Below are 26498 nucleotides of genomic sequence, written 5' to 3'. Positions count from 1 at the left end.
GGGGGGATGCCTGAGACGCGCCCAGAAAGCTCTCTCTCGCAAGATGAAGGGTTCTCGGAATCGAGAGAAGGCGCGTCGTAAAGTTGCCAAGATTCACGAAGAAATTCGCGATTCGAGGAGCGACTACCTGCACAAGCTGACAACCCGCCTCGTTCGTGAGAACCAAACGATTGTGGTGGAATCCCCCCTAACCCCCCTTATTAAGGGGGGAACTAAAGGGGGGATAGGGATGGTGAGAAATCCTAAACTCGCCAAACATATCTCTGATTGTGCCTGGGGAGAGTTTGTCAACCAACTGGACTATAAATGTCAGTGGTACGGACGAACGCTCGTCAAGGTAGATCGATGGTTCCCGAATCCCCCCTAACCCCCCTTATTAAGGGGGGAACTAAAGGGGGGATGTTGCGGACACAAAGCCGATTCGATGGCGTTGGATGTCAGAGAGTGGACTTGTCCGAAATGTGGGACGGTTCACGACCGGGACATCAACGCCGCACAGAATCTTTTGGCGGTGGGACACACCGTTACAGCCTGTGAAGCGAGTGTAAGACTTGAAGGACATTGTTCCCAAGAGCAACTGCGAAAAACTCGGATGAGAAAGAAGCAGGAACCTAAATCGCGAGGTTTAGGAATCACCGTCCTTCCTTCGGCGGTGAGGATGTCAAAGTTACTATGGTTTCGACGCCACGTCGAAGCGTGGAGAGACGATCTGAGTCTGAGTTTTTGTTAGAGTTTTCGTTCGAGTTAAAAGAGTAATGACGAGTTCCGTATCCACCAGCGATCCCCTGTCAGAGTTGTTTGCGACGATTTGCGATCGACGCGACAATCCTCAAGAAGGTTCCTATACCTGTAAGTTGTTCGCCGGAGGCGACAACAAGATTTTGAAGAAAATCGGCGAAGAAGCCGCAGAAGTCGTCATGGCTTGTAAAGACGACGACGCCGACGAGATTGCTGGAGAAGCCGCCGATTTGATGTATCACACTCTGGTTGCTTTAGCACATCACGGCGTAGATATCAAGGATGTTTACAAAAAGTTAGAAGAACGGCGGCGGTGATGGGGTGATGGGGTGATGAGGAGTCGGTGCGTGACGCGGTAGCAATTCATTGACCCGACTGCGGCCACATTTTCCGGCCGCGTGACACACCCTTGTATGTTGGCGATGTACATTGTCGGTGCGTGACAATTTATCGGTCTCACGATTCACCCCCGATTGTTCGAGTCACGCACCCTACGAACACTGTAAAAATGGCGCACGAAACCTTAATTCAGGCGAATCTCGAAAAATTCTTGCTGGTACTGTCTGTATCGCTGAGCGTGGTTACGCTGTCGCGGACGGTGAGCTTTATGCGCCAGATTCCTTATACGTTGCTTCTCGTCATCGTGGGGGTGCTGCTGGCGTTTGAAGACGTGCGCCTGGTGAACCTCTCTCCCGAGTTGATTTTGGAGATTTTTCTACCGCCGTTGCTGTTTGAGGCGGGGTGGAACCTCCGTTGGAAGGATCTCAAACGGGATTTATTTCCGGTGACGCTGTTCGCTGTGGCGGGGGTGCTGGTGTCGGTGTTGGGAATTGGCTGGATGCTGGCGCAGTTTACGGATATTCCCCTGGCGGTGTCGTTGCTGGTGGGGGCGAGTTTGGCGGCGACCGATCCGGTTTCGGTGATTTCCCTGTTTCGGGAGTTGGGGGTGAGTCGCCGCTTGACGACGTTGATGGAAGGGGAAAGTCTGTTTAACGACGGCGTGGCGGTGGTGGCGTTTAGCCTTCTCGTCGCCGTGGCGTTGGGAACGGAGGAGTTTTCGGTTCGATCGACAATCGCCGATTTTGCGGTGTTCGTCGGCGTTGGTGTGGGGATGGGAAGTGCGATCGGTTTCGGAATTTCCTATCTGACGCAGCGGTTCGATCTTCCTCTGGTGGAACAATCGCTGACTCTGGTGGCGGCTTACGGAACTTACGTGATTACGGAGAATCTCGGCGGTTCTGGGGTGATTGGCGTGGTGACGACGGGGGTAATTCTGGGGAATTTCGGATCGCGCATCGGGATGAATCCGAGAACGCGGCTGTTGGTGAGCGAGTTTTGGGAGTTTATCGCCTTTTTTGTTAATTCGATCGTGTTTCTGTTGATCGGCGATCGCGTCCAGTTCGAGAGTTTACAAGAGAACCTGGTTCCGATGGGAATTGCGATCGCCGCCGTGTTGCTGACGCGGGGAATTTCGATTTTCGGGTTGGGAAGTTTGAGTAACACGCTGGTGGACTCGAAAATTAGCGTCAAAGAACTCACGGTGTTATGGTGGGGCGGTTTGCGCGGTTCGGTGTCCATCGCCCTGGCGTTGAGCGTTCCGGCGATGTTATCTCAACGGGAAGATATCATCGGGATTGTTTTCGGCGTGGTGTTGTTCACGCTGCTGGTGCAAGGGTTGACGACGAAATCCCTGTTGCAGAATCTGGGGTTACTCGACGAACAGTCTCGTCGCGAGGAGTTCGTCGAAGCGATGGCGCGTCGTTCGGCGCTGGAACGGGTGTTGAACTATCTCGAAAATCACGATCGACGTCCGGAAATCGACGAAGAGTTTTATCAATACCAGTTTGCCTTGGTGCGCGGCGAACTGCAAAAACTGCAAAGTCAGATCGAGGGACTGCAAAAAGAAGATCCCGACTTGCAGGATTACGCCAACGAAATTGTCAAGTCCAAACTTTTAGCCATCGAAGCCGATACTTACGCCGAATTCGTGCGATCGGGACAGTTAAACAAAGAACTCGCGCCGTTTTTACAGGAAATCATTCAAGAATCGTGACCCCCATGCTGGGGAACTTTCCCGACGGGCAATGTTACGATCGAAGATGAGTGAACCGTTGAGGATCGATCGTAGATAGTTCGCAACGCTCGACAACAACGCTCGACTCGATCGCTTGGGACGGAGGGCATCGATTTTGGACGAACTGAGAATCGCGCTGGAGTTGGCTACAGACGAGGAACTCGAGGGGTTGACGCAACTTCTCTTCCGTCCTCGCTTCAATCCCTTAGATTACATCAACCGCACCGATCCCATCGAGGTACAAAGTCGCCGCCGCGAAGACTGGATTTCCGCCCTGGAAACCCGGTTTCGCTTTCTCGCCGCCGATGGCTTAACGGTGTTGCGCGGACAAAGCGATCGCGTTTCCTACCGCGATGTACTGATTCAAATCTGTCGTTACCTGCGGATTCCCTACAACAAAGACCTCTCCACAACAGATATAGAAGCCGAAATCTTTTTAAATTTAATGGGGCGCACCTGGAAACAGCTTCCCGCCTCGGAACAGAAAGCCTTGATGGTGCGGGTTCAGAAGTCTCTGGCGAAGTCCGAACTTCCAGAACCTCTCCCGGTTCACATCCAAAGCGATCCTGTGGGGTGGTTAGTCAAAGGCGGAAGTGCGCTGGCGGTGAGTTCGGTATTGCGTCCGATCTTGTTGAACCAGTTGGCGCGTCAGTTCGCTATCGAGTTCGCTAAATACCAAATGGCGAAAGAAGCCCTTCGAGGTACTACCGTGGCGGCGTCGAAGTTTAAAAGTTACGTGGCGTTGCAGATGGCGCGTCGCGGAATGGCTTCAGCAACGGCGCGATATACCATGACGCGGACAGTGTTTGCGTTTGTGGGGCCGGCGTTGTGGGCTTGGTTTTTCGCCGATATCGGTTGGCGATCGATCTCTACCAACTACGCCCGCATTATCCCCACCGTCTTCGCCCTCGCGCAAATCCGCCTCACGCGAGGCGAGGCGTGGGTGATGGGATGATGAGATGATGGGGTGATGAGATGATGGGGGGATGGGGTGATTTCTCGGTCTGAGGATTCACACCCGATTTTTCAAGTCACACACCCTAACCCTATAAAAAAACCTCACGGTGTCGCGCGAGGTTTCGAGAAAATTGGAGAAAATTCAATCTTTCTGTTGGGCGGAACGCCATGCTTGGCGAAGTCGTCCGAAGTTGGTTTGAAACTCTTGGATTCCCAACTTCGTCCCTTCGTCGTCTTCGTCCCAAGAGGCGGAGAGAACGCCGTAACTGACGCCGAGAACGCCCAAGCCGAAACAGCCCATACTCACCAGTAACACCGCGACGTTGGGAAGTGGAAACCACTCGCGCGAGACGACAAAGTAACTCCCCACTAAGCTCAAAATTCCCAAAAGCGTCGGGGTTCCGCTAAACAAACCCACTCGCGCCAGCATTCGCCGTCCTACGGCCTCCGGAATTGCCGTTTGTTGGCGGGAGGCTCGGGAGCCAGTCGCAGAAGACGCCGGTTGGGAAGGCGTCGCCGACTGCGATCGCGCGGGTTCGGACTGAGTGGCTCGCGAGGGTTGAGGTGGCGAGTCCCGTTCGGGTTGAGGGGCGTTTTTTTTGGCTTTCGCTTTGCGCTTTTTTCCCGGCTCGAAGGGAAGGCGATTGCGTTGGGGGTCGGAAGCCATAAACTTAATGGGGGATTAACCGCGAATGCCGAGACGGCCGATCAGGTTGCGATAGTGCTGTTCGTCTTTTTTGCGAATGTATCCGAGCAGGCTTTTGCGCCGCCCGATCATTTTCATCAATCCTCTTTGAGAGGAAAAGTCTTTTTTGTTGCTGCGCAGGTGTTGGCTCAGACGGTTGATGCGTTCCGTCAGCATGGCCACTTGCACTTCTGCCGATCCGGTGTCGGTTTCGTGCTGTTGGTAGTTCGCCAAGATCTCTTGTTTGTTTTCTTGGGTGAGGGACATAATCGGCTTATCGACTTTAACTGTTGCAAATGCCCATCATATCACAAAACCACGGGCGCTCGAAATCGTCGCTCGGGAAATCTTCACCGTTGTTCGCGCTTTTCTCGTTCTTGGCGTCGTCGATCGCGCCATTCGGCAAAGGTTAAATAGGCGATGCCTCCGGTGACGACGACCAGCAAGGCTACGGCGGTGACGGACAGTACGCTAAAAACGGTCTCTTGCATCGTTTCTTTGTTAAAGCTCGGTGTTAAAGCGGCGTGTTATCGGGTTGAGGGCGATCGATCTCCCGAGTTTCAACCCCGATATTTAAGACTTTATTATGCCGGATCGGTCGATCGATCGGCTAGAGAACTGAGAAACCGTCGGCGATCGCGGCCAGATCGCGGGTTTCCTTTTCGGGGTAGGATCGAAATAATTTCCAATTTCTGTCGTTATTTCTACAAATTTATGAATCGATTGTTATCGCGCCTGTTCGCGCTCTTGCTGGTGGTCGTTGTGGGACTGGTGGGATGTTCTCCCGGTGCGAACCTGTCGGGGAACTACCGAGACGATACTCTGGCGCTCGTCAACAGTCTGAGAACGGCCATCGAACTGCCCGAGGGAACGCCGGAAAAAATGACCGCGCAAGCGGAAGCTCGCCAAAATATCGACGATTTCTTCTCGCTCTATCGTCGGGATTCTTCTGTGTCGAGCTTGCCCTCTTTTACGACGATGCGAACGGCGCTTGATGCGTTAGCCGGACATTACCGCTCTTACGGAAACCGTCCGCTGTCTCCCAAACTGAAAAAACGGTTAGAGCAGGAATTCCGTCAAGTGGAAGCGGCTTTGAAACGGGGCGCTTAGGCTTTACAGGTCGATCGCCTTTTTCCGAAATCCCGTTAAAAGAACGGAATTGTCTTCAAAGCCGGGTTTCTGCGTATTTCCGAAATCCCGTGGAAAAATGCTTTAAAAATTCGCCCCGTCGAGGTGTTCTCGGAAATGCCTCGACGGGGTTTCGAGGGTTTGGGGAACCCGGCTCACTCGAAATCCTTCTAGGGAGAAAAGGCGCTATAACGGAACTAGGTCAGTGGGGAATGCGGATTCGCGCGGCGATCGCTGGAAATGGAAGAAGTATTAGTCGTCTCGCTGGATTAGATCGTTTCAGATGTTTGCGTTGCTCGCTACCGTTACTGATATCGGACGCCGTGTGTCTCAAAGTATTCTCGTCGCCCTCGCCAGCACGTCCCTCTCAAGTAGTTCCCCGGTTATCGCCCAGGCTGACCCGGCACAACCCTGTCGCTTACCGCCCCAAGCGGTGGTGGAAAAGGAAACCCTCCGTCAAGCGGCGTTAGATGGGGATTCTGACGCTCAAGCTAGATATCAAATTTTGGTGTCGCGACACCGCAGCGCCCTGCAACAATGCCGACAGCAGTTCTGGCCGAAACGACAAGCTCTGTGGCTGCGATTGTACCCTTGCGACGCGGAACCGGGACAGTTAGACCAGGTGTTCGATCGAATCGTCAATCGCGGCTATAACGAGGTGTACATCGAAACTTTCTACGACGGTCAAGTATTGCTTCCAGTAGACGACAACCCCACCCCCTGGCAGTCGGTGACGCACTCTTCGGATTACGAGGACGCGGACTTGCTGGCCGAAGCGGTCGAAAAAGGTAGAGAGCGGGGACTCAAGGTGTATGCGTGGCTGTTTACGATGAATTTCGGCTACGCTTACGGACAGCGCAGCGATCGCGCCGACGCTCTAGCCCGTAACGGCGATAACGTCACCACCCTCAACCACCGACGGGCGGACGATTCCACCAATAACAGCCTGCTCCACAGCTACGCCTCACAAGCCTTTATCGACCCCTACAGCCCTCAAGCCAGACGGGACTACCAATGGTTGGTTTACTCGGTCTTGCAGCGCCAGCCAGACGGCGTTCTGTTCGATTACGTGCGCTATCCTCGCTTGCCGGGGTCGGAGTCGGTGGCGACGAAAGTGCGGGATTTGTGGATTTACGGCGAAGCTTCGCGATCGGCGTTGATGCAACAGGCCCTCAACGACAAAGCCCGAGAACTCCTCGAACGCTATCTCGATCGCGGCTATATTACCGATAATGATGTACGAACCGTTAACGATCGATTCCCCAACCAAGGAGAGCCTCGCTGGCAAGCGGTTCGATCGAATCGCGGTTCGGTGCAAACGCGCCTGTGGCATCTCAGCGTCGCCCACGCCGTCCAAGGCATTCTCGATTTTCTCGATTTAGCCGTCGAACCCGTTCGCATCCAAGACTTACCCGCCGGGGCGGTGTTTTTCCCCGAAGGGAACGAACCCATCGGCGAAGGCTTCGATTCGCGCTTGCAACCCTGGGATCGCTTTCCCGAGTCCATGGAATGGCATCCTATGCTTTACGGCCTGTGCGGCGACGCCAGTTGTATCGTGGAACAGTTGCAGCGGGTGGAAGCTTTCGCCTCTGACGAAACGACGATCGTTCCGGCGTTGGCGGGAGTGTGGGGAGAACCGACACAAAATCGCCCTTCGTTGGAAGCGCAAATGTACGCGATAAAACAGGCCGTGCCAGATATCGATGCGGTGAGCCATTTCGCCTACTCTTGGCAGTTTCCCGAATCCGATCGACAGCGGAAGTTTTGCCAAAAGGATTAGAACAAAAGATGGCGATCGAACCCCTCTTCAAAGGTCGTTGGATATTCTATGCAGAAAACTTTTCGAGATTGAGCATTGACAAAGTATATCAAATATGATAAACGAGTCCAGATCTCCGGCATCTGGGAATGCCGGGGATCTCCGGCAGCGATTTAGCGATCTGAGATTTTGGGTTCAACCCTTTAAGACGGCGACATCTTTTCTAAGAAGGGTTTCAGGACTTTTCTGCACCACTAAGGTCTGAGATCTCAAGGGAGTCTCGAACGAGCGTAAAGATTCGATCGCGGAGCGTAAAGATTGTGCGATCGCGGCAGCATCTTAAGCAGAACTTAACGTCAGCCTCGATGTTTTTTGGGATGGTAGAAAAGAGTCGAAACGACTGTTCCCCCAGGAGAGGCTCGAACCGAGGTGTTGCGATCGTCAAGACCAACCGCAAGACCAACCGCAAGACCAAAAGCTCGTGTCCTCTGTCTCTCCCTGGCGAAACTCGACGACCTTGCCCGCTCCAGCGAGGGCTGACGAAATCCCATGAACTGGCTAGTCTCGCCCCCAGACGAGTCGTCCGATCGCTTTGACACGAGAACGCTTGCCGTTGCCGTTTGGCGAGAGCGATTTTGGCAAACTCTATTAGCCCTGGCGACTCTCGTTCCCGTAGGCGTTCTCGTGGCGACGGTCTCGATTTTCATCCACGAATCGGCCCTGTTTTTCCGAGAAGTTCCCCTGTGGAATTTCTTAACCGATACCCAATGGACGCCGCAGTTTGCCAGTCGCAAATTCGGCATCGCCGTCATTGCCAGCGGAACCCTACTCGTCACGGCGATCGCCATGACAGTAGCGGTTCCCCTAGGACTCCTGGCTGCCATCTATCTCAGCGAATACGCGCCCGATGCGGTGCGCCAGTCGGTCAAACCAGTTCTCGAAAGTCTCGCCGCCGTTCCCACCATCGTCTACGGCTATTTTGCGCTGTTTTTCCTCACGCCGACCCTTCACCTTGGCATTGAAAATTTGAGCGGATTTAACGCCCTCAGTGCGGGCATCGCCACGGGAATCTTAATTACGCCGACGATTTCCTCGATTAGCGAAGACGCCATCCGCAGCGTTCCCGACGCCCTGCGGGAAGGGGGCTACGTGCTGGGGTTGACGAGGTGGGAAACAGTCGTCAAAATCCTGCTTCCGGTGGCGTTTCCCGGGATCGTGGCGGCTGTGACCCTGGCCGCGTCGCGAGCCTTCAGCGAAACCACCATCGCCGCCGTCGCCGCCGGACAGATTCCCCGCTTGACCTTCAATCCTCTAGTGCCGATCGAAACTATGACCGCCTACGTCCTCCAAGTCAGTCTCGGAGACGTTCCCACCCAATCGCTGGTGTTTCACGCCATTTTTACGGTGGGGTTGGTGTTGTTTTTAGTGACTCTGTCGATGAACGCTTGGGGACAGTGGCTCGTCAGTTATTACGGCCGCAAAATGGCGGGATGGGAAATTCCCACCGCTGACGATCGCATTTCGACACCGGAGGCGATCGCAGACCGGGGACAATCAGAACGTTTGCCGGCCGCAGACTTCCCGGCAGACTTCGAGACCCGAGACGAGGCGGATTTTCGCATGTCCTTCGGCCGTCGCAGTGCGATCGATCGCCTGTTTGCGGGGTTGGGCTGGCTGGCGTCGCTGCTGGGATTTGTCGTATTCGGGTTGTTGGCGTTTCAGCTACGGGTGGGGCTGTCCCGTTTGGACTGGGAATTCATGACCAGTTTCCCCTCCCGCAACGCGGAAAGTTCGGGAATTTACGCGGCGTTGGCGGGGACCCTGTGGTTGATGGTTCTGACGGCGGCGTTGGCGTTTCCCCTAGGGGTGGGGGCGGCGATTTATTTAGAGGAGTATTTGCCGCGAAACGCCTTCCGTCGCGGTTTGGATACGGTGTTGGCCAATTTGGCGGCGGTGCCGTCGATTTTGTACGGCTTGCTGGGGTTGGCGGTGTTCGCCCGGTCTTGGCAGGAGGTGACGGGGGGACGCAGTTTGATTTCAGCGGCCTTGGTGCTGGCGGTTATCCTCTTACCACTGTTGACCATCGCGACGCGGGCAGCGTTGCGGGGGGTGTCGCAGCAGCAGCGTTACGCGGCGTTTGCGGTGGGGATGACGCGCTGGCAGACGGTGCGATACGTGGTGCTTCCGGCGGCGTTGCCGGGGATTTTGACGGGGATTTTACTGTCTTTGTCTCGAGCCATCGGGGAAACGGTGCCGTTAATTGCGATCGGGGCGGTGGCCTATGTGTCTTTCGTTCCGGGGCTGTCTTGGGAAGGGTTGCAGGGGAGTTTTACGACGCTGACGACTCAGATTTTTTATTGGTTGTCGCGGCCGCAAGCGCAGTTTCAGGAAGTGGCGGCGGCCGCGATTTTGGTTTTGGGCGGCATCATTTTGACGGCGAACGCCATCGCCTCGCTGTTGCGGGAGCGATCGCGCCGTCGCTGAGGATCTTTGGCTGAGGAATCTTAAAGAACTGTTGGAGAGTTTGCAGGATTATGGATATGACAGGAGAGACGACATTGCCCACGACGGGAAATCCATCCCGTTCGGCGTTGGGGGAGGGACTCGATCCCCTGTTGCGGGTGGAAAATCTGTCGGTGTTTTATCGCGGGGTTCCCGCTCTACAAGAGGTGAATTTGACGGTGTACCGCCATCAGGTGACGGGGGCGATCGGACCGTCGGGATGCGGGAAAAGTACGTTTTTGCGCTGTTTGAACCGACTCAACGAGGAAATTGACGGGACGACGGTGACGGGGCGCGTGTGGCTCGGCGATCGCGACCTCTCGAAACTGCATCCGGTGGAAGTGCGGCGACGCATCGGGATGGTGTTTCAACGGCCTAATCCCTTTCCGATGTCGATTTACGATAACGTGGCGGTTCCGCTACGGGCTAACGGCTATCGCGGCGATTTGGACGAACGAGTGGAAGCGTCGTTGCAACAGGTGGGACTCTGGGAGGAGGTGAAAGGGGATTTGAAGAAAAATGCTTGGGAACTTTCCGGCGGACAGCAACAGCGGTTGTGTATTGCTCGGGCGATCGCCCTCGATCCCGAGGTGATTTTGATGGACGAACCCTGTGCCTCTCTCGATCCTATTTCGTCGAATCATATCGACGATTTACTCTGTCAGATGAAGCAACGTTACACCATTGTTATCGTCACCCATAATTTGAAGCAAGCGGCGCGGGTGACGGATTGGATCGCGTTTTTTAATGTGGAACATTATCTGCCCGAGACCAGCGATCGCCCGCGACGCCGTTGGTTTCCCGGGTCGCGGCCGGCTGTTCCGGTGGTGGCGACGCAGCGGGTGGGGACGTTGGTGGAATACGCCCCCACTTTGGAGATGTTTACGCGACCTCACCATCAAAGCGCCCGGGATTATTTGTCGGCCGGGTCGAATCGTCGCTGAGGTGGCTCTTTCTTTGGCTTCGGCAGTTGCTCCCTTGTCGGCCGAAACACCCGGTTTTTCCTGCCTCCCTTCGGGCTGATAGAACAGAGTATTGGGGTTTACTGGGTTTCTCGTTGGAGTGGATTTTTACCAATTTGAGATGCGCCACAGTTTTTCGGGTTCGGTTGTCTCAATTTTGCGGTTTTTATACATATTTTCTGCAAAATATCAAGCTTTTTCTGTCGATCGAACCGCAATAAATGACGTGAAACCTTTCCCTCCCTCGAGGGGCTTTTCGGTGCGTCGAGGGGATGCCATCGCTGTCGTTGAAGTCTGACCTCCCTTCGATTTTTTCGAGAAAGATTAATAGTTTCTTAAAATATATAACAAAAAAAATTGATAGAGTCACCTTGGGTAAAAGGGGCGAGAGCGAGCGATCGACAAATAAAAAACCGAGATATTCTGTATTCTCTACAATTGACAAAAAGGCGATCGCTAACGGGTCATCGCTCGATCGAAACCGTTTTCCGCCTCTGAATTCAGGAAAACTCTGACCGAGACCCATTTTTTCAAGGGTGCGATCGGCGTCTCAGAAGAATTTTCTCTCATTTCTTAACCCAAGCTTAACGTACATTTAACTTTGACAATCGACAAAAATTAGAATATTGGTTATGTGCCGAGTTACCGCATCACAGGTGCGCGATTCGCATTCCTTCGCTCCGAGCATTCATACTTCTAAATCGAGACCGACACACTTAGAACTGAAAGAGACTCTATGATGGCTTTCAACTTCAACCTCAAACCCAAATCTCTGTCGTTATTAGTCGGAGTACTCGCTGTGACCCTCGCCGCCTGTAGTGGTGGCGGCACCGACACCACAGGCGACACCGCAGCCACCGAGGAAGGTTCCGGTCTCAGCGGAGACGTTCTCGTAGACGGTTCGAGTACCGTATTCCCCATCTCCGAAGCCATGGCGGAAGAGTTCATGAACGAAAACCCCGACGTGCGCGTGACGGTGGGCGTCTCCGGTTCCGGCGGCGGCTTCAAAAAATTCTGCGCGGGCGAAACCGACATCTCCAACGCCTCTCGTCCGATTAAAGAATCGGAAATGGAGCTTTGCGAAGAAGCTGGTATCGAATACGTCGAGCTTCCCGTAGCCTTCGACGGCATTTCCGTGGTAGTTCACCCCGACAACGACTGGGTCGAATGCTTGACCCCCGAAGAACTCGGCCAAATGTGGGAACCCGACGCCGAAGGCAGCATCACCAACTGGAACCAAATCCGCGATACCTTCCCTGACAAACCGTTGAACCTGTACGGACCGGGAACCGATTCGGGAACCTACGACTACTTCACCGATGCCACCGTGGGTGAAGAAGGAGAAAGCCGAGGCGACTACACCGCCAGCGAAGACGACAACGTGATCGTTCAAGGGGTCTCCACCGACGACGGCGGTTTGGGCTTCTTTGGCTTCGCCTACTACGAAGAAAACAAAGACTCCCTGAAAGTGGTTCCCGTTGAAAACTCCAACGGGGAATGTATTGTTCCGAGCGAAGAAGCGATCGCAGACGGAACCTACAATCCTCTGTCTCGTCCGATTTTCTTCTACGTCAAGACCGACTCCCTGGAAAACAAACCGGCCGTCAAAGCCTTTGCCGAGTACCACCTCGCCCAAGCCAACCAGAGCTTAATTTCCGAGGTGGGCTACGTTCCCTTAAAAGACGAACTGTTGACCAAAGCTGGCGAACGCCTCGAAAACAAAGTCACCGGAAGTATGTTTGAAGGCGGTTCTTCTCTAGGGGTGAAGCTGTCTGACAAGCTGTAGACTGGCGAGGAATTCTCCTCTCTCTGGGAAAAGGGGAGTCTCTCAAGCCAGTTTTGTCTCAGAAACTCGGTAGAGATCCCCTCTCCTCCTTCGACATCTGTAGATGTCTGTAGGGGAATCTTTTCCCCTACAATCGATAAGCCGTTCCTTACCCGTTTCAGTTTTGTCATGACGGTTGATTTACCTTCTACGAATACCGATCTCTGGCAGCCGAACCGAACCCTGAACCGTCGCATCGAAATGGCGGTGAAGATTATCTTCGGGGCGTTCGCGTTTTTGTCGGTGGCCACGACGATCGGGATTGTTTTTACCCTCATCTTCGAGACCTTTGAATTTTTCCTCGACGATTTCTTTCGCGAAAAACTATCCGAACAACTCGGGGGTCAATCCCTTGAAGGACTCGGAGGAGATATTCAAACCTTTCTATACTCGTTGAAACACTTTCTCACGGATACCAAATGGACGCCGCTGTTTAGCAGCGCCCAATTTGGGATTTTCGTGTTGATTAGTGCCACGGTCATGACCTCGGGAATTGCGGTCATCGTGGCGTTGCCGTTGGGGTTGCTCTCGGCAATTTGTTTGAGCGAATACGCCACGCCCCGAACCCGTAGCATTCTCAAGCCGATTCTGGAAATTCTGGCAGGGGTGCCGACGGTGGTGTACGGGTATTTTGCCCTGTTGTTCGTGACGCCGCTGTTACAGACCTTTCTGCCGGACTTGCAAGGGTTTAACGCCCTCAGTGCCGGAATCGTCCTGGGGATTATGATTACGCCGATGGTGGCCTCCTTAAGCGAAGACGCCATTTTCGCGGTGCCTCGCAGCTTGCGAGATGGGGCTTACGCCCTAGGCGCCACCAAACGAGAAACCATTGTTTCCGTGGTGTTGCCCGCTGCGTTGTCGGGGATCGTGTCGTCGTTGATTTTGGCGATTTCGCGGGCAATCGGGGAAACGATGATCGTGACCCTGGCAGCCGGACAAAACCCCCGCATGGGCTTCAATCCCTTCGTTCCGGTGATGACGATGACGGCGTTCATCGTGCAGGTGAGTTTGGGGGATACTCCGGCGGGATCGCTGGCGTACAAGACGATTTACGCCGTGGGGATGACCCTGTTCCTGATTACCCTGGTGCTGAATATCTTTAGTTTTTGGTTCGTTCGACGCTTCCGAGAGAAATACGAATAATTACGAATAATGACGACACGAGATCCGCAACTCCTCGAACAAAATACGACTCCGGACCCGGAGCGTTTTTCTTCTAACCTCCAGAAGCGATACAACATTGACAAAATTTTTGCGGTGGCCGTTTGGACTGCGATCGCGATCGCGATCGTGGTTTTGGCTGCCCTGTTAGTCGATGTGTTAGTCGATGGCTTGCCGACGTTGGATTGGGGCTTTTTAAGTAACTTTCCCTCCCGCAAACCGGAACGCGCCGGGATGAAATCTGCCATTTTCGGCACTCTTTGGATGATGGTGACGGTGGCGGTGGTGTCGTTCCCCATCGGCGTCGGGGCGGGAATTTTCCTTGAAGAGTTCGCCACTGATACTTGGTTCGCGCGGCTGATCGAAATTAACATCAACAACTTGGCGGGGGTTCCCTCGATTATTTACGGGTTGTTGGGGTTGATGGTGTTCGTGCGGTTTATGGAACCGATTACAGGCGGACGAAGTTTGCTGTCTGGGGCGTTGACCCTGGCTTTGTTGATTTTGCCCGTGATTATTGTAGCGACGCGGGAAGCGTTGCGGGCGGTGCCGGATAGTTTGCGCCTTGCGGGGTTCGCCCTAGGTGCGACGCGCTGGCAGGTGGTGCGAGAGCATGTTTTTCCTTTGGCGTTACCGGGGATTTTGACGGGGACGATTTTGGCTTTGTCTCGGGCTATTGGAGAGACGGCGCCGTTGATTACCATCGGGGCGCTGACGTTTATTTCGTTTTTGCCGGAAAACCTGCAAAGTCCGTTTACGGTGATGCCGATTCAGGTTTACAACTGGGTGTCTCGACCGCAAATGGAATTCCACGACCTCGCTGCGTCGGGAATTATCGTGTTGATGGTTTCGCTGCTGGCGATGAACGCTTTCGCGGTGTTCTTGCGGAATAAGTTCCAACGTCGTTTTTAGTCTGGTGCTGTTGAATTTTAGGGTTGTTTCGTTCGGTTCTGGTTCGTCACAGTGTCAAGCGAAAAAGGCGATAAAAAGACGCTTGTGATGAGTTGTAAGAGAACGGTTTGACTCAACTGTGGCAAGGCACTTTCTCAGATTCGATCGAGATCGGTTCTGTTATACTCCTAAGTATCGATATGGTTTCTCAATCTTCTAACAACGTGACCCAAGCTTCTTCCGAACTCGCGCTGCAAACAGAAAATCTCAAGGTTTTCTACGGATCGAATTTAGCAGTGCGAGACGTCACCCTCGATATTCCCAAAAATCGAGTGGTGGCGTTTATCGGCCCGTCGGGATGCGGTAAAAGTACCGTTTTACGCTGCTTCAACCGCATGAACGATTTGATTCCAAGCGCCCGGGTCGAAGGGACAATTACCTTCCACGGGACAAATTTGTACGCGTCTTCTGTCGATCCGGTTCGCCTGCGCCGTCGCATCGGAATGGTGTTTCAAAAACCCAACCCGTTTCCGAAGTCGATTTATGAAAATATCGCCTTTGGAGCGCGGATTAACGGCTATACCGGAGATATGGACGAACTCGTCGAACAGTCGTTGCGGAAAGCGGCGATTTGGGACGAGGTGAAAGACAAGCTGCAAGAGAGCGGTTTGGCGCTTTCCGGGGGGCAGCAACAGCGGTTGTGTATTGCCCGGGCTATTGCCATCGCGCCGGAAATTATTCTGATGGACGAACCCTGTTCGGCGCTCGACCCGATTTCGACGTTGCGCGTCGAGGAGTTGATTCACGAACTCAAGCAGCAGTACACCATCGTCATCGTCACCCACAATATGCAGCAGGCGTCTCGGGTGTCGGATCTTACGGCATTCTACAACGCTGAGGCTACGGATACCGGAAATAAAGTCGGGTATTTGGTGGAGTATGACGAAACGACGACGATTTTCCATAATCCGTCTCAGAAGGAAACTCAGGATTACGTCAGCGGTCGCTTCGGTTAAGGTGGCGACGGCTATCACCGTCGAGATCGATGGAAAATACGTTTGCCCCGAGGCTGGGTAGCTCGTCCCGTCGATTCAATTTTCGAGATGGGACATCCGAACTGGCTTTTTCGGTTGGGGATTGGGGAATTCAGGTGTTAGTGGCGGTTCGCGATGCTTCTGCGCGATCGCGCATCGCTCGAACGTTGGCTGATGAAGGTTTTCAGGCTATTGAAGATGCGGAGGGACAGTTGGTTTCGACGCTTCTCGATCGCAGTATGCCCCATCCCCGCTCTTTTCCGTTCCATTTGGTGATTTTGGAATCTCACCTGTCCCAGCGAAATGGGTTGGAACTCTGTCAACTGCTGCGAACGCAGGGGGTGTTCGTTCCGGTGTTGGTTCTACAGGAAACAGACCGTCAGGTCGATCGCATTCTCGGTTTAGAACGGGGTGCGGACGTCTGTTTGAGTAAGCCCTTCGACTGTGGCGAACTGGTGGCCTTGTGTCGCAGTTTGTTGCGGCGGTTCTTGGGCTGTTGGTCGCAGTTTTCTGTGTTGCAATTTGAAGAGTTGAAGTTCGATGTCTGGGAACATCGGGTTTGGTTGCGCGATCGAGAAATTCACTTGTCCCCCCAAGAGTTTCGCCTGTTGGGGCTGTTTATGAAGCATCCAGGACGCACTTGGACGCGGGAGGAACTGCTCGATTGCGTCTGGAAGCGGAGCGTACCGCGAAGTACGAAAACTGTTGACGTTCATGTTAGCCAACTTCGCAAGAAAATCGAACCCGATCCCAAGCATACTCACTATATTTTGACGGTTCCGGGGCGAGGCTATCAGTTTGGTTAATCGATCGCGCGAACTTCAAATACCGAACGAACTCCCAACTTTTATTTTGACGTTCGAGAGTCTTTCTTTTGTGTGTGAGTTTAGCCTGTTTCAATTGAAAAAAATATTAAAATCAGTTGAGGCTGGGTCTGTTCTCGTACAGGATTGACTAAAAACACTACTAAAATCAGGTAAAATGCTGTCCACCAAACGACGTAATTTTTTTAAAGGTTCGGCTTGGGCGATTTCTTTGAGCGTCCTCTTTTTCGGTGTGGGATGTCAGCGTCCCCCGGAAGAGGCGGCCAACGGAGCTGTTTCAGCACAAGGGTCTACCGGTACGGCGATCGTCGTTGACGGTTCGAGTACCGTTTATCCGATTACCAACGAAATCGCTCAGGAATACCAACTTCTCGACAATCGCAAACCTCAAATCGATGTCGCCGTCTCGGGAACGGGGGGCGGGTTCCGCCGCTTCTGTGCGGGGGAAACGGATATCAACAACGCTTCCCGTCCGATTTCTAAGTCGGAAATGGAAACTTGTAAAACTGCTGGAGTTCGTTATATTGAGCTTCCGGTGGCTTACGACGCGATCGCGGTGGTGGTAAACCCGGAGAACGACTGGGCTGAGGACATCACTCTTGAGGAACTGGCCACCATCTGGGGACGGGAGGCTGAGGGACAGGTGACGAGTTGGAATCAGGTGCGATCGACCTGGCCTGACAATCCTCTCAATCTCTACGGTCCCGGGGAAGATTCGGGAACCTTCGACTATTTCACGGAAGCGGTGACGGGAGACGCGGGAAACAGCCGCACGGACTACACCGCCAGTGAAGACGATACGCTGTTAGTGCGGGGGGTCAGTCGCGATGAAAACGGCCTCGGTTATTTCGGCTATTCCTATTACGAGGAAAATACGGCGCAGTTGACGGCTTTAGCGGTTAACGGGGTGTTACCGTCGCGGGAAACCACGGTTAGCGGGGAATATCAGCCGTTTGCGCGTCCGCTGTTTATTTACGTCAACGCCGACGCCCTCGATCGCAAGCCGGAACTTCGATCTTTTGTGGAGTATTATTTAACTCACGGACGCCAGTTTGTGAAGGTGGTGGGATACGTGGCGCTTCCGGACGAGATTTATAATATTGCTTACGAGCATTTGGAAGATCGTAAGGTGGGAACGGTCTTCGGCGGTGAGGCGCAGTTGAAGCTCACGATTGAGGAGCTTTTGCAGAAAGAGGCGGAGTTTTAGCTTTATATTTTTGATGGGTTTGTTGTCAATTTTGGTACGATCGAGCGGCAAATCCTAACCCCTTTCTCGCGCAAGGAAGGGGTTTTATTGCGATTTCTCAGTTAGAGGCGGGAAATGCTGTCAACTAACTGTTGTCTCAATCGAGATCGATCGTCGGTGTCAAAATGTTAAGATTTGGCTCGATTTTGAAATGCCATCTATTCTATTATTATACAGCAAATTTCCTTTAAAATAAGTAAAGCCATGCAGTTTCTTCGCAAAATTTTTGAAAAGCCGAAGGCCATCTCGACTGCGTTTTACGGATCGGTATTGGTCGGTTTTGTCACGATCGCTATTTACTATCCGCTGCTTCCCGAGCGCATGGCTTCTCATTTTCGCTTTGATGGAACCCCTGATGCTTGGAGTTCTAAGACAGTTTTCGCTCTCATAAATCTTGCTCTACTGGCGTTTGTTGCATTTATTTTTTGGGGTCTAGATCGACTGATTCAAACGATTCCTGTTTCCTCGATAAAGCTTCCGAATAAAGAGTATTGGCTCGAGCCATCTCGTCGCGATCGCACGATATTAAAGGTTATTGCTTTAAATTATTTGATTGGAATTGCCACTAATGTTTTGCTGATTTATATTGAGATTTCTACCTTCAACGCTCATCTCTCTTCGGGAACGCCTCGACTGGGTTTTGAAATTTGGATGGCCATCGCACTCTACGTCTTGGTAACGGTTTTACTATCGCTTTCTCCGATATTTATCTTTAAACGAGGGTAAAAAACGAGGGTAAAGATTTAGACCAGACACAGGAAATATCCAGATAATTTGTGGAAGAAGTTAACCGCTTGATTTTGAATCCATGTTTTTTGAAAAACAAAAAGGATTCCCGTGTCAATGTTGTTATGGGAATCCTTTTTGTCGATCGTTATTGTTTTTCCTCGAAGTCGAGGGCGGCGGAATTCATGCAATAGCGGAGTCCCGTCGGGTTAGGTCCGTCGTTGAAAACGTGACCTAAATGGGCGTCGCAGTTGGCGCAAACGACTTCGGTTCGCGTCATGAAGAAGCTGCGATCTTCTTTTTCTTCGACGTTTTCGTTGTCAATGGGGGCGTAAAAGCTCGGCCAACCCGTCCCCGATTCGTATTTGGTTTCAGAGGAAAAGAGGGGGGTTCCGCAGCAGACACATTTGTAAATCCCCGGACGTTTGTTGTCGTGATATTCCCCGGTAAACGCCCGTTCTGTGCCTTTTTGTCGCGTGACTTTATATTGCTCTGGGGTGAGCTGTTCTTTCCATTCTTTGTCGCTTTTTTGAATTTTGTTTCCCATGAGTCGTTGAAAGTCTCAACCGCGTGTTAATATATTTCAATAATTAGGTTAACACAGGCTTTTATATCTTTCCATTTTCTATGTCTGAGACTTCAGATCTAACCTTAGACGAGGCGCAAAAGCTGTTGAAACAAGTGGGTTTGCGCCCGGATTTCCCGGTCGATCGATCCCAGTTGCGTCAAGCCTTGTTCGCGGTGCGCCCCCACTGCGACTATCAAATTTTCGGGGTGTGCGCGGAGACGGCGGAGGCGGCGATTTCTGCACTCCATCGCTACGTGGAGGCGTTGGGGTTCGATCGACCTCCGACGTTGGACCCCATCGAAGGGTCGGTTTACGTGAAATATAACCCCTATTCGGGACTATGTTACATCGACAGCTATCTCGGAGGGGAACGGGGGGTTTTGGTGTCCTGTCAGTCCAATTACGATGATGGCGTTCGGGATACTTACGGCCATCTCCCTTTAGACTTATTTGATTGATGTTCGATCGAAACCCTTCTCGAAACCTATGAGGAACGTTGCAATTTTAGGCTGTGGTTACGTAGGACTGCGCGTCGCGGACAACTGGAAACAGCAAGGTTTGACGGTGACGGCGACGACGACGAACCGCGATCGCATTCCGGAACTGGAGGCTGTTAGCGATCGTGCGATGGTGGTTCGCGGCGACAACCGGGAGGAACTGGCGCAACTGCTGGAGGGACAAGACAGCCTTCTCGTCAGCGTCAGTACCAAACGCCGCCAAACCTACGACGAAGCCTATTTGCAAACGGCGAAAACTCTGGTTTCGGTTCTCGAGAAGGTTCCGAGACTGAAGCAGGTTCTCTATACCAGCAGTTGCAGCGTTTACGGAGATTTCGGCGGCGATTGGGTGGAGGAAACCACTCCGGTTAAGCCGGGAAATCCCAACGCGGCGGTGTTGGCGGAAACCGAACGGGTGTTGTTAGAGGTGGCGACGGCGGATCGATCGATCTGCTTGTTGCGGTTGGGGGGAATTTACGGACCGGGACGGGAAATCGCCAAAATTTACCGCCGCATGGCGGGAACGACGCAACCCGGGGACGGTTCGAGGATGAGTAATTGGGTGCATTTAGATGATATCGCGGGGGCGATCGCCTTTGCAGAACGCCAGGGTCTCAACGGGATTTACAACCTGGTGGACGACGACGTACAACCGACGCGGGAACTGGTGGATAAAGTCTGTCGCACTCATAATTTACCCCCTGTGACTTGGGATGCGTCCCAAGCGGGTCGATCGTCCTACAACGCCAAAGTCTCCAATGAAAAATTGAAACAAGCCGGGTATGCGTTGATTCACCCCAAACGGATTGTTTAGCATTGAGCCAGTTCTGTTTTCACCAAAACCCATGCCAACTGCACCCCCGACTCCCGAAGCGATCGAACGTCCGGCCACCCAGTTTTACACCTGGAAAGGCTATCGCTGCGCCTACAGCGTCCATCAAACCCCCGAGGAAACCTCCGGAACGCCGATTTTAACGATTCATCCCATCGGCGTCGGCTTGTCACGACTGTTTTGGAAGCGGTTTTGCATCGAGTGGTATCGCCAGGGAAACCGCAAACCCGTTTTTAACCCGGATTTACTCGGTTGCGGGGACAGCGAAATGCCTCGTATCGCCTATCGTCCGGAGGATTGGGCGCAACAGTTGCAATATTTCATCGAAACCGTCGTCGGCGAACCCGTGATTTTGGTAGTTCAGGGGGCGTTGTTTCCCGTGGCGATTCGTTTGGTGGAATCGGCGTCGGACTGGGTGCGAGGCTTGGTGTTGTCGGGGCCTCCGGCGTGGGGGTTAATGACGCAACCGGGAAAACCGCTACCGCAAAAACTTCGCTGGAATCTGTTTTTCGATACGCCGTTGGGGAACGGGTTTTATCGATACGCCAGACGGGAAGGTTTTTTGGAGTCGTTTTCTAAGAAGCAGCTTTTCGCCAAAGACGAGGATGTAGATGCGGCTTGGTTGGGAATGCTGTGCGAGGGGGCGCAAAATCCTGCGAGTCGCTATGCGGTGTTTGCGTTTCTGGCGGGATTCTGGCGTCAGGATTACGGCGAGGCGATTTCGCAGATGCAGCAACCGGTGTTGGCGTTGTTTGGGGATGCGGCGTCGGGAATTAGCCGCAAGGGGAAAAGGGATTCGGGAGACAAGCGGTTAAAGGATTATTTGGACAATCTCCCCAACGGACAAGGAAAGGTGATTCCGGGGCGCAATGTTTTACCTTACGAATCGACGGTGAGGTTTGTTGAGGAAACGGTGGCGTTCGTGAATCATTGTTTGTGAATTTGTTTGACGGGAAGTTCGATCGCAAATACCGTATCTCGTCCGGGTTCGGAACGACAGGTGAGTTGACCGCCGTGGGTTTCGACAACGATAAAATAGGCGGTGCTGAGTCCTAAACCCGTTCCCTGTCCGATGGGTTTGGTGGTAAAAAACGGATCGAAAATGCGATCGAGTATCTCGGGGGGGATGGTATCGCCGTTGTTGGAAATCTCGATGAGGATACGATCGACCATATCGGTCTTTTTTGAGAGAGTTGCAGACATACCAATTCTCGGGGTTTCCTTTTGGGGAGGATGGCGATCGATGGCGTCGATGGCGTTGGCTAAAATACTCATGAACGCTTGGTTGAGTAAGCTGGCGTAGCATTCCAACGGCGGTAAGTCCTCGAAGGTTTTGACCATCTCAATTTCGCCGCGTTTTTCGCTGGGCTTGAGGCGATGGTGCAATAGGGTTAAGGTACTGTCGATTCCGTCGCGAATCTTGACGAGTTTCAATTCGGATTCGTCTAATCTGGAGAAGTTTCTCAGGGATTTTACGATACTTTCTACGCGCATCGCACCCGATTTCATAGAGTCGAGGAGTTTGGGAAAATCTTCCCGCACGAAGTCGAGTTCTAAGTCTTTAAGTTGGGCGTGTAAACTCGCATTGTTTGAGGAGTTAGGTTGTTGGTAAAGCTGGATGGCGCGATCGAGTATTTCAGCGTATTCTCGGGCGTGGTGAACGTTTCCGTAGATAAAGCCGATGGGATTGTTGATTTCGTGGGCGACTCCTGCAACTAATTGGTTGAGGGAGGTCATTTTTTCGGTTTGAATGAGTTTGATTTGGGCGAGTTTGAGGCGATCGAGGGCGTCTTGCAGGGCTTCGGATTTCTGCTGGGCTTGTTGTTCGGCGAGGGTTCTGGCGTTGACTTCGTTTTGAAGGGTTTTGTTCTGTCGATCGAGAACGGTTCGGCTGCGGTTGACATAGGCAATAAATGTCATTAAAATTAGGTTGAAACCCGTGGCAATAGACAATACCAAAAAAGCGTTGCTTCGATAGTCTCCTAAATTGAAATCTTGCTCGTAAGAAACGATATAGGCTACGACGCGATCTTGTAAGTTTTTTACAGGGAAAAAGGTGGCGACGTAATCGGCGGCTTCGAGGCGCAAAGCAATAGCAAACGGAACGCCGCGATCGAGTCTGTCAGCAATAATGGGTTTGAGTTGGCGGTTTAGGCGATCGATGCGATGACAGGTGGGGGTTTGCGGTTGGCTGCGGTTTCTCATGGCTTCTGATTCGATGACGAACTCTGAATTGAGGGGACTTTCGACGTAGTTACTCAATTCGTTCGTGAAGACTTTCGATCGCACCACATCACCCCGCAGCATAAATTCAAAACAGCCGGAAAAGAGTTTCGCCATTTCGTTGCGAATCGCTTGAAATCCGATACTGGTTTCTACACTGCCAATATGCTGCTTTTTTCCAGAATCATCCTGGTAAAATAACGGAAAAACGTAGCGAAATCCGTTAAAAATTCGTCCTTCTTCAAATCCGGAGACAAAACGTTGTTGTTGGTTGGCAATTTTCACCGAATAACGAACGTCAAATAACGGATCGCCGAATTTACTCGGGCGGTGCATTCTCAGAAAACTGGTTCCGTCGGGTAAGTGAAAATGGAGTTGTCTGAGATGTTGTTCTTTAAGTTTTTCATAGGTGACGTCGAGTTTTTGAAATAACTCGGTTCTCAACGCCTCTTGCGCTTCGGGGGTAGCGGTATTCGCCTGACGGATTAAGTCAATAACTTCCGGTCGATCGATCGCCTCGTTGTAAATCGTTTGCGAGACGAGTTTGTAGGTGTCGGTAGTAATTTCATAAGAATGCTCTAGCTTTTCAGTATAGCCCGTCATCAAGCTCGTTTTTTGAGCGTTAAAGCTGTGCCAAACCTGTAGAATACTGAGAGATTCTAAGAGTAAAAAAACCAATCCATATAAGCCTGCGAATTTTAAGGAACGAACCATCGCGCCAAAATTCGGTCTTGGGAGAGGGTGAGACTGAGTATCGATCGACTGCAGCATTAGAAGACGGAGCGTGTTACGCGACAATTTAAAAATTACGATCTTTATGGCAATATCTAATTTTCGATTTGGCTTTCTATCTATTATAGCCCAAAACCCTGTTGATTTATCCTGTTTTAGCAAGATTTTGTATTGTTTTATATATTCTAAAAGAATAGAAAAAACCGGAAGAAAAGCATTAAACTTTCGGATGACATTATGTCACTTGTAAAAAAAAACGAGTCGATCGAGATGACAAAAGAGAAGGGAAAACGACCTCGAGCCGGAACATATGCCCCTAAAATTGAAGTCAAACCGATCGTGACTGTAGAGGTGGCTGATGCAAATCACGATGACTCGATCGCTCTTTCTCCCCCTAACCCTCTCCCTCACGGCAGCCTTATCCGTATTTCCCGCCCACGGCGAAACCCAACCTGTCGTTTGCGCGGCGACAGCCACCCCAAGTCACGTTCCTTGGGGAAGCCGTTACGCCTACTGGCTTGAAGGCGTCGCCGAATTCGACGAAGAAGGGAGACTGTTACCCATCCCCTTCGATCGCGCCTCAGACTGGTCTCTCATCGTCACCAGCGCCCGCAATGCTGCCCCGACGCCCCTAGACGTGGAAGTTGTCGATGCTACCACCGCCCCGCGTTTCTCCTTTCCCGCCGTCACCTCGATGGAATGGGACAACCTGGGGGAAGAACCCACCACCAACCTCACCAGCGTCTTTTCCGCCCAAGGGGTCAGCAATGGTTTGTTTCTCGGAATTCGCAACCCCCAACGTCCCGCCACACAACCCTTATTTCAAGTGATTCACTACCTCGCCCCGGATTTCGCCATCGTCTCAGAAGCCTCCACCTGCTTCGTCGGCGTCAGCGCCCCCGACATCGCCCAACAACCGAGCGATCCCGGCGTGGTCGTTCCCTTCGAGACGCTCGATCGCGGCAATTACAGCGGTATCGATCGAGCCTTCGAGCGTGTCATTAACGATAACCTTCCCTGGCGCAGCTTCTGGCGACAACTCAACGCCAACACCGACCCCATGCCCGATCCTCCCGAGGTCGATTTTACCGACAAAACCCTAATTGCTGTCGGTCTCGGCGATCGTCCCAGCGGTGCCTACAGCGTCGAAATCGACACCATTCGTCTCGTCAACGGCACCGTCGTCGTCCACTACACCGAACGCCGCAGTTGCGGTATCGCCACCGCCGCCATCACTCAGCCTTATCATCTGGTGTTAGTCGATCGCACCACCGCCCCGGTGGAGTTTCGCCGTAGCGTCGAAGCGCCTCCTTGTCCGTAGATGGAGGTGATGGGATGAGGAGATGATGGGATGATGGGATGATGGGATGATGGGATGAGGAGGTGATGGGATGATGGGGAGACAAGACAGACAACGTTCCCCGGTTCCCGGTTCCCTATCAATTATGAGACGTTTTCTCACTTTAGCTTTTCTGACGTTTGGGGGGATTTCTGCGGGGTACGCCGCCGAATCCGAACCGCCTGAAATCGTTCCCCCAGCGGTAACGCAATATCTTCCGGCGAACGCGGCGATGGTGGTTTTGTTCCGAACCGATAATACTTGGTCGAATTTAGCGCAGTTTGCAGGAGTTCCGGAGAATATCGACGCGCCGGGGATTTTGCCGTTCGTGCCTCTAGCGGGGGAAGATTTCGGTGGGAACCTGCGATCGTGGGCGGGTGAGTGGGCGGCGTTTGCGTCGTTGAGCCTCTCTTCGACACCCTCGGAGGTTCCGGTTAACGAGATTACGCTGGTTCCGCTGAGGGACGGGGAAGCGTTCGATCGCTATCTCGATCGCGTGCGCGACAGTCGCAGCCAACCCCCGGAAACTCAAACCCACAACGGCGTTGAATTTTGGGTTTTTCCCGAGGAAAATCCGTCGCCGCCGCCAAGGTTGGAAGAAATGCCCTCGCCGGAAGATTCGGTTATCTTAGATCCGGCTTCCGAACCTCCGTCGAGTAAGGCGATCGAAGTCTATTCAAATTCTTTCAACTTCAATTCTTTCAACTTCAATTCTTTCAACTCCAATTCTTTCAACTCCAATTCTTTCAACTCCAATTCTTTCAACTCCAATTCTTTCAAGGATTTCAAGCGATCGCACCGGGCGCAAACGCTTCCGCCAACCCTTCCCGACACGCCATCCGAGACTCCCACCGACGACATTCCCCCCGTTCCCTTTCCCTCGACGCCGCTGTACGAACCCAGTCTCGCGATCGCTCGTTTGCCAGGATACGTGGTATTCGCCGCCAGTGCGGAGGATTTACGGGGATTTCTCGATCTTCCCAACACCGTCAAACCCCTGGCTGAAGTTCCCGCCTTTCAAAATATATTGGCGCACGAGGCGTTCGATCGATCCCTGATTGCGGTTTACGGAAATTTCAAACAAATCGCCCAACAACTCAAGGATCTCGAACTGTCTCTTTCCACGCCGCAAGTTCCCACTCCCGACAGCGAAGCCTTCACCAACTTAGTAGAAACCTACACCCAAATCTATTCCACAGGAGAAGCCCTGATTTGGACTGACGAAAGTGGCGTGCGGAGTCAAATGCGGGTGTACTACCGCCAACCGCAGCCGGAAACGGCCGCTGACGCCACCAACCCCAACCGCCTCCTCGACTATATTCCCGCCACCGTCTACGGTTCGGCGAACGGTCAAAAATTGGGGGAAAGCGTGACGTTGGTGTTAGACGCCTACAGCCAAATTCCCCCCTTGGCGGAGTTTGTTACCCAACTGCGTCGGGGAGTCGCAGAGAACCTCGGATTGGAGTTAGAACGAGACATTCTCCAGTGGATGGACGGCGAATTCGCCTTTGTCGCCTTTCCCTCCAACGGCGGTTTGTTTCCCAGCTTCACCCCCGAATTCAAAATCGCGACGGGAATTCTCCTCGAAACCAGCGATCGCCCCGCCGCCGAACGCTTTCTCGCCGCTCTCGACGAGTTAGTGGGGCGCCTCGGCGAGGGGCTCGTCTCCATCGATACCACCGACATCGCCGGAGAACCCTTCATCAGTTGGAACGCGCCGTTTTCCGTCGATGGTTCCTTCTTGACACTCCCCGGCCTAAAGGCGCGGGGATTCTCAGTTCGCTGGGTGCCCACT

The 26498-nt window shown here is 52.8% G+C and carries 23 protein-coding genes and 2 pseudogenes; 20 read left to right on the top strand and 5 right to left on the bottom strand.

Translation table 11 applies throughout. The features are described 5' to 3' along the window. The first annotated feature begins 43 nt into the window (after positions 1-43). The 4 genes and pseudogenes from ACP5D4_RS14145 to ACP5D4_RS14130 all read left to right on the top strand — a co-directional run bounded on the left by ACP5D4_RS14145 (position 44) and on the right by ACP5D4_RS14130 (position 3767). A pseudogene (locus tag ACP5D4_RS14145) lies at positions 44-730 on the top strand (RNA-guided endonuclease TnpB family protein). Positions 731-779: 49 nt separating this feature from the next. After that, positions 780-1055: pseudogene (gene hisE, locus ACP5D4_RS14140) on the top strand (phosphoribosyl-ATP diphosphatase); the annotation flags it as partial. A 191-nt stretch (positions 1056-1246) separates the two neighbouring features. Beyond that, positions 1247-2791, top strand: a complete 1545-nt coding sequence (locus ACP5D4_RS14135) for a cation:proton antiporter (protein WP_428012266.1) — start codon at positions 1247-1249, stop codon at positions 2789-2791. 136 nt (positions 2792-2927) lie between these two features. After that, positions 2928-3767 carry a YaaW family protein gene (locus tag ACP5D4_RS14130; protein WP_428012265.1) on the top strand — a complete coding sequence of 280 codons (840 nt, stop codon included), beginning with the start codon at positions 2928-2930 and terminating at the stop codon, positions 3765-3767. 144 nt (positions 3768-3911) lie between these two features. Here ACP5D4_RS14130 and ACP5D4_RS14125 read toward each other — a convergent pair whose 3' ends face one another. The 3 genes from ACP5D4_RS14125 to ACP5D4_RS14115 all read right to left on the bottom strand — a co-directional run bounded on the left by ACP5D4_RS14125 (position 3912) and on the right by ACP5D4_RS14115 (position 4945). Beyond that, entirely contained in the window at positions 3912-4436 is a 525-nt protein-coding gene (locus tag ACP5D4_RS14125; RefSeq protein WP_428012264.1) for a PAM68 family protein, read from the bottom strand. Positions 4437-4451: 15 nt separating this feature from the next. Continuing rightward, complete coding sequence (gene rpsO / locus ACP5D4_RS14120; protein WP_428012263.1) at positions 4452-4721, bottom strand: 30S ribosomal protein S15; 270 nt, start codon at positions 4719-4721, stop codon at positions 4452-4454. Between the two features lie 83 nt (positions 4722-4804). Beyond that, positions 4805-4945 (bottom strand): hypothetical protein, encoded by a 141-nt coding sequence (locus tag ACP5D4_RS14115; protein WP_428012262.1) that lies wholly within the window; start codon positions 4943-4945, stop codon positions 4805-4807. 223 nt (positions 4946-5168) lie between these two features. On the opposite strand from ACP5D4_RS14115, the gene psb27 reads away from it, so the two are divergent. From psb27 to ACP5D4_RS14060, 11 genes are all read left to right on the top strand, one after another. Continuing rightward, on the top strand, positions 5169-5564 hold the full coding sequence (gene psb27, locus ACP5D4_RS14110; RefSeq protein ID WP_428012261.1) for a photosystem II protein Psb27: 396 nt from the start codon (positions 5169-5171) through the stop codon (positions 5562-5564). 301 nt (positions 5565-5865) lie between these two features. Beyond that, positions 5866-7362 (top strand): family 10 glycosylhydrolase, encoded by a 1497-nt coding sequence (locus ACP5D4_RS14105; protein ID WP_428012260.1) that lies wholly within the window; start codon positions 5866-5868, stop codon positions 7360-7362. Positions 7363-7890: 528 nt separating this feature from the next. Then, the gene (pstA, locus tag ACP5D4_RS14100; RefSeq protein ID WP_428012259.1) at positions 7891-9825 is read left to right on the top strand and encodes a phosphate ABC transporter permease PstA; all 1935 of its coding nucleotides are present in this window, start codon (positions 7891-7893) and stop codon (positions 9823-9825) included. A gap of 56 nt (positions 9826-9881) precedes the next feature. Continuing rightward, positions 9882-10787: a phosphate ABC transporter ATP-binding protein gene (locus tag ACP5D4_RS14095; protein ID WP_428012258.1), complete on the top strand. Its 906-nt coding sequence runs from the start codon at positions 9882-9884 to the stop codon at positions 10785-10787. Positions 10788-11541: 754 nt separating this feature from the next. After that, positions 11542-12591 (top strand): PstS family phosphate ABC transporter substrate-binding protein, encoded by a 1050-nt coding sequence (locus ACP5D4_RS14090; RefSeq protein WP_428012257.1) that lies wholly within the window; start codon positions 11542-11544, stop codon positions 12589-12591. A 168-nt stretch (positions 12592-12759) separates the two neighbouring features. Next, positions 12760-13773, top strand: a complete 1014-nt coding sequence (gene pstC, locus ACP5D4_RS14085; RefSeq protein WP_428012256.1) for a phosphate ABC transporter permease subunit PstC — start codon at positions 12760-12762, stop codon at positions 13771-13773. Between the two features lie 9 nt (positions 13774-13782). Beyond that, entirely contained in the window at positions 13783-14703 is a 921-nt protein-coding gene (gene pstA / locus ACP5D4_RS14080; protein WP_428012255.1) for a phosphate ABC transporter permease PstA, read from the top strand. A 179-nt stretch (positions 14704-14882) separates the two neighbouring features. Further along, entirely contained in the window at positions 14883-15698 is an 816-nt protein-coding gene (gene pstB, locus ACP5D4_RS14075; RefSeq protein ID WP_428012254.1) for a phosphate ABC transporter ATP-binding protein PstB, read from the top strand. 29 nt (positions 15699-15727) lie between these two features. Beyond that, entirely contained in the window at positions 15728-16522 is a 795-nt protein-coding gene (locus ACP5D4_RS14070) for a response regulator transcription factor (protein WP_428012253.1), read from the top strand. Positions 16523-16697: 175 nt separating this feature from the next. Then, on the top strand, positions 16698-17747 hold the full coding sequence (locus tag ACP5D4_RS14065) for a PstS family phosphate ABC transporter substrate-binding protein (RefSeq protein ID WP_428012252.1): 1050 nt from the start codon (positions 16698-16700) through the stop codon (positions 17745-17747). Positions 17748-17990: 243 nt separating this feature from the next. After that, positions 17991-18512, top strand: a complete 522-nt coding sequence (locus tag ACP5D4_RS14060; protein WP_428012251.1) for a DUF1648 domain-containing protein — start codon at positions 17991-17993, stop codon at positions 18510-18512. A gap of 148 nt (positions 18513-18660) precedes the next feature. Here the strand turns inward: ACP5D4_RS14060 and msrB are convergent, their stop codons facing one another. Further along, positions 18661-19059, bottom strand: coding sequence for a peptide-methionine (R)-S-oxide reductase MsrB (msrB, locus tag ACP5D4_RS14055; protein WP_428012250.1), 399 nt, complete (start codon positions 19057-19059; stop codon positions 18661-18663). Between the two features lie 80 nt (positions 19060-19139). Here msrB and ACP5D4_RS14050 point away from each other — a divergent pair, with 80 nt between their 5' ends. From ACP5D4_RS14050 to ACP5D4_RS14040, 3 genes are read left to right on the top strand one after another with little or no spacing between them, the layout of a single operon-like run. Then, the gene (locus tag ACP5D4_RS14050; protein ID WP_428012249.1) at positions 19140-19538 is read left to right on the top strand and encodes a DUF1824 family protein; all 399 of its coding nucleotides are present in this window, start codon (positions 19140-19142) and stop codon (positions 19536-19538) included. A gap of 28 nt (positions 19539-19566) precedes the next feature. After that, the gene (locus tag ACP5D4_RS14045) at positions 19567-20391 is read left to right on the top strand and encodes an SDR family oxidoreductase (protein ID WP_428012248.1); all 825 of its coding nucleotides are present in this window, start codon (positions 19567-19569) and stop codon (positions 20389-20391) included. Between the two features lie 31 nt (positions 20392-20422). Beyond that, positions 20423-21349 (top strand): alpha/beta fold hydrolase, encoded by a 927-nt coding sequence (locus tag ACP5D4_RS14040; RefSeq protein ID WP_428012247.1) that lies wholly within the window; start codon positions 20423-20425, stop codon positions 21347-21349. Here the strand turns inward: ACP5D4_RS14040 and ACP5D4_RS14035 are convergent. Beyond that, positions 21337-23346: an ATP-binding protein gene (locus tag ACP5D4_RS14035; RefSeq protein WP_428012246.1), complete on the bottom strand. Its 2010-nt coding sequence runs from the start codon at positions 23344-23346 to the stop codon at positions 21337-21339. The genes ACP5D4_RS14040 and ACP5D4_RS14035 overlap by 13 nt on opposite strands. A gap of 376 nt (positions 23347-23722) precedes the next feature. Between ACP5D4_RS14035 and ACP5D4_RS14030 the strand changes: the two genes are divergently transcribed. Next, positions 23723-24685 carry a protease complex subunit PrcB family protein gene (locus ACP5D4_RS14030; protein WP_428012245.1) on the top strand — a complete coding sequence of 321 codons (963 nt, stop codon included), beginning with the start codon at positions 23723-23725 and terminating at the stop codon, positions 24683-24685. A 124-nt stretch (positions 24686-24809) separates the two neighbouring features. Continuing rightward, the coding region (locus tag ACP5D4_RS14025) for a DUF3352 domain-containing protein (protein WP_428012244.1) at positions 24810-26498 on the top strand (1689 nt) is incomplete at its 3' end.

The organism is Baaleninema sp. (assembly GCF_049974805.1).
Lineage (GTDB): Bacteria > Cyanobacteriota > Cyanobacteriia > Cyanobacteriales > Geitlerinemataceae > Baaleninema.
The sequence above is the reverse complement of the archived record's forward strand: the minus strand, read 5'-3'. Positions and strand labels throughout refer to the sequence as shown.

Excerpts from the sequence above, each read along its gene's own strand:
- ACP5D4_RS14135 (WP_428012266.1), top strand. The coding sequence starts at position 1,247 with ATGGCGCACGAAACCTTAATTCAGGCGAATCTCGAAAAATTCTTGCTG.
- ACP5D4_RS14125 (WP_428012264.1), bottom strand. The coding sequence starts at position 4,436 with ATGGCTTCCGACCCCCAACGCAATCGCCTTCCCTTCGAGCCGGGAAAA.
- rpsO (WP_428012263.1), bottom strand. The coding sequence starts at position 4,721 with ATGTCCCTCACCCAAGAAAACAAACAAGAGATCTTGGCGAACTACCAA.
- ACP5D4_RS14115 (WP_428012262.1), bottom strand. The coding sequence starts at position 4,945 with ATGCAAGAGACCGTTTTTAGCGTACTGTCCGTCACCGCCGTAGCCTTG.
- psb27 (WP_428012261.1), top strand. The coding sequence starts at position 5,169 with ATGAATCGATTGTTATCGCGCCTGTTCGCGCTCTTGCTGGTGGTCGTT.
- ACP5D4_RS14105 (WP_428012260.1), top strand. The coding sequence starts at position 5,866 with ATGTTTGCGTTGCTCGCTACCGTTACTGATATCGGACGCCGTGTGTCT.
- pstA (WP_428012259.1), top strand. The coding sequence starts at position 7,891 with ATGAACTGGCTAGTCTCGCCCCCAGACGAGTCGTCCGATCGCTTTGAC.
- ACP5D4_RS14095 (WP_428012258.1), top strand. The coding sequence starts at position 9,882 with ATGACAGGAGAGACGACATTGCCCACGACGGGAAATCCATCCCGTTCG.
- ACP5D4_RS14090 (WP_428012257.1), top strand. The coding sequence starts at position 11,542 with ATGATGGCTTTCAACTTCAACCTCAAACCCAAATCTCTGTCGTTATTA.
- pstC (WP_428012256.1), top strand. The coding sequence starts at position 12,760 with ATGACGGTTGATTTACCTTCTACGAATACCGATCTCTGGCAGCCGAAC.
- pstA (WP_428012255.1), top strand. The coding sequence starts at position 13,783 with ATGACGACACGAGATCCGCAACTCCTCGAACAAAATACGACTCCGGAC.
- pstB (WP_428012254.1), top strand. The coding sequence starts at position 14,883 with ATGGTTTCTCAATCTTCTAACAACGTGACCCAAGCTTCTTCCGAACTC.
- ACP5D4_RS14070 (WP_428012253.1), top strand. The coding sequence starts at position 15,728 with ATGGAAAATACGTTTGCCCCGAGGCTGGGTAGCTCGTCCCGTCGATTC.
- ACP5D4_RS14065 (WP_428012252.1), top strand. The coding sequence starts at position 16,698 with ATGCTGTCCACCAAACGACGTAATTTTTTTAAAGGTTCGGCTTGGGCG.
- ACP5D4_RS14060 (WP_428012251.1), top strand. The coding sequence starts at position 17,991 with ATGCAGTTTCTTCGCAAAATTTTTGAAAAGCCGAAGGCCATCTCGACT.
- msrB (WP_428012250.1), bottom strand. The coding sequence starts at position 19,059 with ATGGGAAACAAAATTCAAAAAAGCGACAAAGAATGGAAAGAACAGCTC.
- ACP5D4_RS14050 (WP_428012249.1), top strand. The coding sequence starts at position 19,140 with ATGTCTGAGACTTCAGATCTAACCTTAGACGAGGCGCAAAAGCTGTTG.
- ACP5D4_RS14045 (WP_428012248.1), top strand. The coding sequence starts at position 19,567 with ATGAGGAACGTTGCAATTTTAGGCTGTGGTTACGTAGGACTGCGCGTC.
- ACP5D4_RS14040 (WP_428012247.1), top strand. The coding sequence starts at position 20,423 with ATGCCAACTGCACCCCCGACTCCCGAAGCGATCGAACGTCCGGCCACC.
- ACP5D4_RS14035 (WP_428012246.1), bottom strand. The coding sequence starts at position 23,346 with ATGGTTCGTTCCTTAAAATTCGCAGGCTTATATGGATTGGTTTTTTTA.
- ACP5D4_RS14030 (WP_428012245.1), top strand. The coding sequence starts at position 23,723 with ATGCAAATCACGATGACTCGATCGCTCTTTCTCCCCCTAACCCTCTCC.